A 6,351-nucleotide genomic window follows, 5' to 3' on the forward strand; every position below is an offset into this window, starting at 1 on the left:
CCGGCCGTGAATTCGAACCGGTAATGGAGGGTGCCGGAAGGGGGCCGGAATTACGCGGGCCCGGCATGCGGCGAGGCCGTCGCGACCCGGGGGTGCGACGGCCTCGCTCGGGGAGCCGTGCGATCAGCTGCCGGCGGAGACGTTGCCGGAGAGGATCGGGATGTTGTCCAGGATGTGCGACAGGGCCTCGTCACCCTTGGCCTGGGTGGAGTTCTCGGTGCACTGCTGGTTCTGCGGGCTGGACAGGACCGGGATGTCCTGGACGCCGACGTTGATGAGCGCGAGGATCGACTGCGCGTTGACCTTGGCCGGGAGGGCGATGCAGGGCTTGTTGAAGGAGCCCTGGATCAGCGCCATCTGCGGGCTCATGTTGCCGTAGGTGGCCTGGTTGCCGTAGATCTGCGCCGAGTTGTTGCCGTTGACGGTGTTGATGCCGTTGTCGTTCCCGACGGCCATCGCCTGCGGGGCCATGGCGGCGCCGAGGCCCAGGGTGGAGGCGGCAACCGCTGCGCCGGCCGCGAACTTCTTGATCATGATCGTCCCTTTTTTACAGGATTGCCCGGTACTGGAGCATCCGGATCAACGCCCTCGGCCCGGCTCGGGTTGCGTGGCTTCACCCGGATGCCGCCGTTTCGTGCGGCGCGGTTGACGTTCAGGCGTTCACGCAGGTGTTGCCGAACGCCGGGTTCAGCAGCGCGATCACGTTGACGGTGAGGCCGCAGACGTTCACCGGGACGTCGAGGGGGACCTGGACCGTGTTGCCGCTCGCCACACCGGGGGAGCCGGCGGCGACGCCGTCCGCGGACGCGCCGCCGTGCGCGGAGGCGAGGCCCGCGCCGCCCATCAGCATCGCCGCGCCCGCGACCGCCACGGTGCTGCCGCGCATCAGCCTCTTCTTCATCTCCGTATTTCCTTTCGGTTCGAACGGTGGTGCACCGCATAACGACCCGCCCACGGAGAGGGTGCGTGCTATCGCCCAAAAGGCCGTACGAGCGAGTCCGACGTGATTTCCAGCCCGATTTCTGACAAAGTTCACTCCTGTTTTGTCCCCTTGATCGAAAATGGAGACAGGGTCATGGGTTCCTCCCGCAGAATCCTCGGCACACTCGGCCTGCTGTCCTGCCTCACACTTTCCGCACACGTGCCCCAGGCGGGCGCCGCGGTGACCGCCGGGGCCCGTGAATTGCCCCGGGTGCCCTTCACCCAGCGCTACCAGGCCGTCCAGCACGGCGGGCTGGTCAGGGCCTCCAACTCCGCCATCAGCTGCCGCCGCGAGGAGAACGACCAGGCCGAGCCGTGCGCCGAGGTCAAGAAGGGCGCGGCGGGGGTCAACGGCGACTTCGAGATGTTCTACAACGAGGTCGACAAGGACCCGGACACCTACAACTCCACCCGGGCCGAGCTCAAGGTCCCGCAGGGCGCGAAGGTCTCGTACGCCCGCCTGTACTGGGGCGGGAACCTGCGGGTGGGGGAGCAGAAGCCGCCGGAGGACAACGGGCGGGTGCTGGTCGCCGAGCCCGGGGGCGCGTACAAGGCGGTGCTGGCCGACACCGTGATCGGGCACCACACCGACCAGGGCAGCGACGCCTACCAGGCCTCGGCCGACGTCACCCCGATGGTGCGCAAGGGCGGGGCGGGGATGTGGACCGTGGCCCAGCTCAACGTGGCCATGGGCCACTCGGAGGTGGGCGCCTGGGGCGGCTGGACGCTGGTCGTCGCGTACGAGCACCCGCAGGAGCCGCTGCGCCGGGTGTCGGTGTGGGACGGCTTCGAGTCGCTGGCCGCCGGCGCGGGCGAGGCCGCGGGGGAGACGGTCGAGGTCACCGGCCTGGAGGTGGCGCCCGGGGCCGCCGGGAAGGCCGGGGTGGTCGCCTACGACGGGGACCGGGGGGCCCTCGGGGACTCACTCACCGTGACCGCCGACAGTGGCCGACGGGTCAATGTCAGCGATTCAGAAAATCCTTTTAATGATGTTATGAATTCCACGATCACGGAATTCGGACGTCCCTCGTTCGTGCGACAGCCCGAACATATGAATAATCTCGGATATGACGCGGACGTGTTCGACCTGAGTCCCGCCCTGTCCGGTGGAGCCCGCAGCCTCAGCTTCAAGTTCGCGGGCGAAAGCCAAGGTCAATTCCTCGGTGTGCTCTTCGTTCAGACAGACGCGCGCCGCTGAACGCAGGAGACCACTCCACGTGCCGAAACACCCCTCGCCGGACCCGTCACCGGCCGGTTCCGGTTCCTCCTTCACCGTCCTCCACCTCGTCCAGCCCGTAGACGGAGGCGTCGCCCGCGTCGTCGCCGACCTCGCACGGGCGCAGACCGCCGCCGGCCTGCGCGTCCTCGTCGGCTGCCCGCGAGGCGGACAGCTCGCCGACGCCGCCCGCGAGGCAGGAGCCGAGGTGCACACCTGGCGCGCCGGACGCTCCCCCGGACCCGGGCTGCCCGCCGAAGTCCTCGGCGCCGCCCGGCTGGTCCAGCGCCTGCGCCCCGACCTGCTGCACGCCCACAGCGCCAAGGCCGGACTCGCCGGACGCCTCGCCGTACGCGGCTCCCTGCCGACCGTCTTCCAGCCCCACGCCTGGTCCTTCGACGCCGTCAGCGGCACCACCGCCGCCCTCGCGCTGCGCTGGGAACGGGTCGGCGCCCGCTGGGCCGACCGGGTGCTCTGCGTCAGCGAAGCCGAACGCCGGGCCGGCGAGGCCGAAGGGATCACCGCCCGCTGGGCGGTGATCCGCAACGGCGTCGACCTCACCCGATTCGCCCCCGCCCGCGGCCGACGCGACGGCGGCCGCGCCGAAGCCCGCGCCGCACTCCGGCTGCCCGACGGCGGACCGCTCGCCGTCTGCGTCGGCCGGATCTGCCCCCAGAAGGGCCAGGACGTCCTGCTGCGCGCCTGGCCCGAGGTCCTCGGCGCCGTCCCCGGCGCCCGCCTCGCCCTCGTCGGCGACGGCCCCGACGCCGAACGGCTGCGCCGCACCGCACCCGGCGGCGTCCACTTCGCCGGAGCCGCCGCCGACATCCGACCGTGGCTTCGCGCCGCCGATCTCGTTGTACTGCCGTCGCGGTGGGAAGGCATGGCGCTCGCCCCGCTCGAAGCCATGGCCTGCGGCCGCCCGGTCCTGGTCTCCGACGTCAGCGGTGCCCGGGAGAGCCTGCCGCCCGGCCAGGGACGGCTCTGCCTGGTACCGCCGGAGGACCCGACGGCACTGGCCAAGGCCCTGGGACGGCTGCTCGACGAACCGCGGCTGCTCACCGAACTCGGGGAGCAGGCCCAGCAGCACGCCCGGACCGAGTTCGACGTGCGGCGGACCACGGACGCGGTCACCGGCCTGTACCACGAACTGCTGGGCAGGCCCCGGCCCTTGAACCAGGAGCGCATCAGCCGATGACGATGGACAGCGCACCCGCCCGGCACACCGGGCAGGGCGGCACGGGGCACGCCGGCGGCAGCGCCTACGCCCCCGCGGCTCCCGCCGAAACCCGCCGTGCCGTGACCGCCATCCTCCACCCCCCGCGCGGACCCCGTGCCGACCGGGCCCGCGCCGCCGTCCGGCCGCAGCGGGCCCGCCGCCGCGAAGGCGTCACCGCGCTGCTGACCGCCGACGCGCTCGCCGCCGCCGTCACCGCGACCACCCTGCCCGCCGGCACCCTGCCCCCCGAAGCCGTACTGCCCGCCGCCGCCCTCCTCACCGCCCTGCACGCACAGGCCGGCCTCTACCGTCCCCGCCTCGCCCCCTCCGCACTGCGCGAACTGCCCGCCCTCGCCGGCCGCGCCGCCGTGCTCTGGGCCGGCGCCGCCGCCCTCCTCGCCGCCGCCGCACCCCAGCGCGCCCTCGGCTGGAGCGCGCTCCTCGGCGCCGTCTGCCTCCAGGTCGTACTGGCGTGCGCGGGACGCGGATTCGCCAACCAGCTCCGCCGCCGCGCCGCCGTACGACGGCCCGTCTCCGCGCTCGTCGTCGGCCCCGGCGCGGGCACCGGCGCCGTCGCCGCCGCCCTGCACGGCCGCCCCGAGTACGGACTGCGCCCCGTCGGCATCGCCGACACCGCCGCCCCCGCCGACGGCGACCCCGGCCAGCTCCCCGTCCTCGCCACCCACGAGGACGTACGCCGCGCCGTCATCCAGAACTCCGTCCGCGAAGCCGTCTTCACCTGTCCCCCCGAGGCCGACGAACGCACCGCCTCCCTGGTCCGGCTCTTCCACGACCACGGCTGCCGGCTCTGGCTCGCCGACCCCGCCGGGACCGCCAAGGTCACCGGCATGCGCGTCGCGCAGCCCGCCGACCAGCTGTGGGGACACGCCGTACAGCCCCTCCTGCCGCGGCCCTCCCGGCCGCTGGAACGCGCCGCGAAGCGGGCCATCGACTCCGGCCTCGCCGCCCTCGCACTGCTCGCCGCCGCCCCCGTCATGGGCGCCTGCGCCCTCGCCGTCCGGCTCTCCGACGGACCCGGGGTGATCTTCCGTCAGGAGCGGGTCGGCCTCTACGGACGGCCCTTCACCCTGCTGAAGTTCCGCACCCTGCGCGCCGACGAGCACGAGTCCGCCACCCGCTGGACCGTCGCCGGCGACCGCCGGATGAGCCCCGTCGGCTCCTTCCTGCGCAAGTCCTCGCTGGACGAACTGCCCCAGCTGTGGAACGTCGTACGGGGTGACATGAGCCTGGTCGGCCCGCGCCCCGAACGCCCCTTCTTCGTCGCCAAGTTCAGCACCGTCCACCCCGGCTACGAAGCCCGCCACCGGATGCCCGTCGGCATCACCGGCCTCGCCCAGATCAACGGACTGCGCGGCGACACCTCCATCGAGGACCGGGCCCGCTTCGACAACCACTACATCGACACCTGGTCGCTGTGGCAGGACCTGTGGATCCTGGCCCGCACCGCCGCCTCCTTCTTCCGCTTCCGGCTGGGAGGGAGCTGAGCATGAGCCTCACCGCGACCGCCCCGGTACGGGCCCTCGACGCGGGCGCGCTGCGCCGCCACTGGCCGCTGCTGCCCCTCGCCGCGACCGTCCTGTTCCTCCTCGCCCCGCTCCCCGCCGGCGACGCGACCGCCTCCGGCAAGGTCGGCCCCGCCGACGCCGCCTCGCTGCTGCTCGCCCTCGTCTGCGGGATCCAGGCCCTGCGCGGCCGGGTACGGACCCTGAGCCCGCTCGGCGTGCTCGTGCTCGGCGCCCCCGGCGTCGGGCTCGCGGTCTCCACGATGACCGCCGGCGACCCGTACGCGGCCCTCCCCGGCTTCGTGCGCTACCTCCAGGTGTTCGTGCTCGTCCCGGCGGCCGTGGTGCTGCTGGTGCGCGACGCCCGCGAGTTCCGGATCGCCGCCGGGTGCTTCGTCGTCCTGGCCCTGGTCCAAGGAGCGGTGGGCGTCGTGCAGTACGCCACCCACACCGGCGCCTCGTACCAGGGCGCCAACGTCCGCGCCGTGGGGACCTTCGGCCCCGGCGACGTGATGGGCATGGCCACCGTCGTCGCGTACGGGCTCGTCGTCGCGACCGCCGCCGCGCTCGCGCCGGGACTGCCCAAGCGGATCCGCCGCACCGCCGGGGCCTCGGCCCTCGTGCTGGTACTGCCGCTGGTCCTGTCCTTCAGCCGCGGCGCCTGGATCGCCACCCTCGGGTCGGCGGTGCTGGTGATGGCCATGGCCGGGATCCGGCGGGCCCTGCGGGTGCTCGTCGCGCTGGCCGCACTCGGCGTCGTCCTCGTCGGCGGGCTCGGCGTCGGCTCCGAGATGGTCGCCGAGCGGCTCACCTCCATCACCCAGGTCTCCAGCGCCCCCGACCAGTCCGTGACCGACCGCTACACGATGTGGGCCGCCGCCGAGTCGATGTGGCGCGAACGCCCGGTCGCGGGAGTGGGCCTCAAGGGCTTCCCCGCGCACCGCGACGGCCACTCCTCACTGGGGCTGTCCTCCGGCAGCGACACCGCCGGCGCCGGACAGGCCTTCATCAAGCAGCCGTTGCTGTCCCCGCACAACATGTACCTCCTCGTCCTCAGCGAGCAGGGCCTGATCGGCCTGCTCGCCCTGGCGGGCGGCTGGGCCGCCCTGCTGGTCGCCGGGCTGCGGCGGTGCGCGGTCGGCGCCGACCGGGCGGTCAGGGACTGCGGGCTGATCGCGACCGGGCTGCTCGTGTGGCAGCTGACCGACTTCCTGTACGCGGACATCGGCGGGCCGTCCACCGTGCTGACCGGCGTGATCATCGGACTCGCGGCGTGGTGGGCCCTGCCCTCCCCGGGGTTCGCCGCCGGCACCGCGCCCGGGCACGGCCCGCTGGCCGCCGAGGGACCGGCCGGCCGGTGACCGACACGACTCCCTGGCGGCGGCCCGCGGCCGCGGCGACCGAAGTCGCCG

General features: G+C 73.6%; 6 protein-coding genes. 4 read left to right on the top strand and 2 right to left on the bottom strand.

Translation table 11 applies throughout. The features are described 5' to 3' along the window. Positions 1-123: 123 nt before the first annotated feature. Both ACQKM2_RS37910 and ACQKM2_RS37915 read right to left on the bottom strand, forming a co-directional pair. Positions 124-534 carry a rodlin gene (locus ACQKM2_RS37910; RefSeq protein WP_427718013.1) on the bottom strand — a complete coding sequence of 137 codons (411 nt, stop codon included), beginning with the start codon at positions 532-534 and terminating at the stop codon, positions 124-126. Positions 535-652: 118 nt separating this feature from the next. Beyond that, a complete protein-coding gene (locus ACQKM2_RS37915) occupies positions 653-901 on the bottom strand; it encodes a chaplin (RefSeq protein WP_427718016.1) in 249 nt (82 codons plus the stop codon). Positions 902-1,003: 102 nt separating this feature from the next. On the opposite strand from ACQKM2_RS37915, the gene ACQKM2_RS37920 reads away from it, so the two are divergent. From ACQKM2_RS37920 to ACQKM2_RS37935, 4 genes are read left to right on the top strand one after another with little or no spacing between them, the layout of a single operon-like run. After that, complete coding sequence (locus ACQKM2_RS37920; RefSeq protein ID WP_427718018.1) at positions 1,004-2,179, top strand: DUF3344 domain-containing protein; 1,176 nt, start codon at positions 1,004-1,006, stop codon at positions 2,177-2,179. 19 nt (positions 2,180-2,198) lie between these two features. Next, positions 2,199-3,395 carry a glycosyltransferase family 4 protein gene (locus ACQKM2_RS37925; protein ID WP_427718021.1) on the top strand — a complete coding sequence of 399 codons (1,197 nt, stop codon included), beginning with the start codon at positions 2,199-2,201 and terminating at the stop codon, positions 3,393-3,395. 2 nt (positions 3,396-3,397) lie between these two features. Continuing rightward, positions 3,398-4,921: an exopolysaccharide biosynthesis polyprenyl glycosylphosphotransferase gene (locus ACQKM2_RS37930; RefSeq protein ID WP_427718034.1), complete on the top strand. Its 1,524-nt coding sequence runs from the start codon at positions 3,398-3,400 to the stop codon at positions 4,919-4,921. 2 nt (positions 4,922-4,923) lie between these two features. Then, a complete protein-coding gene (locus ACQKM2_RS37935; RefSeq protein ID WP_427718024.1) occupies positions 4,924-6,300 on the top strand; it encodes an O-antigen ligase family protein in 1,377 nt (458 codons plus the stop codon). Positions 6,301-6,351: the final 51 nt, after the last annotated feature.

This window comes from Streptomyces sp. NPDC004126, assembly GCF_050275515.1.
Taxonomy (GTDB): Bacteria; Actinomycetota; Actinomycetes; order Streptomycetales; family Streptomycetaceae; genus Streptomyces.